The organism is Methylobacterium sp. D48H, from assembly GCF_053345715.1.
The window spans coordinates 1-601 of sequence record NZ_JBKFAP010000084.1 but is presented as its reverse complement, the minus strand read 5'-3'; the positions used below and the strand labels follow the sequence as shown (position 1 = coordinate 601).

The 601-nt window shown below is 69.1% G+C and carries 1 pseudogene; it reads right to left on the bottom strand.

Annotation, left to right across the window (positions count from 1 at the left end):
* Positions 1 to 539, bottom strand: a pseudogene (locus ACLBX8_RS31575) (transposase); the annotation flags it as partial.
* Positions 540 to 601: the final 62 nt, after the last annotated feature.

Below are 601 nucleotides of genomic sequence, written 5' to 3'. Positions count from 1 at the left end.
GATCGTCGGCAGCAGCTGCGCATCCTCGGGCTTGCGGTAGGGACCGCGCGGCTGGGCGGGGCGGCTCAGGCGCTCGGCCAAGTGGGAGCGGGCCACGCCGAGCGTGTCGGCAACCGCCTTCACCGCGAACCGCCCATCGAACCGCCCCAGGAGCTGAGCGGCGAGGTCGGTTTTTTTGTGCGGGCGAGGTCGAGCGCCTCCTTCAGGATCTCGACCTCCATGGTCTTGCGCCCGAGCAGACGTTCGAGGTCGCGCACGCGCCGCTCCAGCTCACGAACCCGGCTGGTGCCGACGACCTCCTCGTCGGCGTGCACGGCCTGATGGCCGCCCTCCAGCATGCGCCGCTTCCACGAGAACAGCAGGCTGGGCGAGAGGCCGTAGCGGCGGGCGACGAACGACACGGACGAGCCGGGCTGCTGGCTCTCCTCGACGAGGCGGATCTTCTCGGTGGTAGACCAGCGCCGTCGACGCTGAACGCCGGACAGGATCTCGCCGTGCACCGGTGGGGCGGTCGGATCGGATGACATAGCCTTACCCATAGGCCAACGCCTATGCCTTCGTGAGCTATGCCGCCTGTCCGGTCAAAACGGGGTGCGGTTCA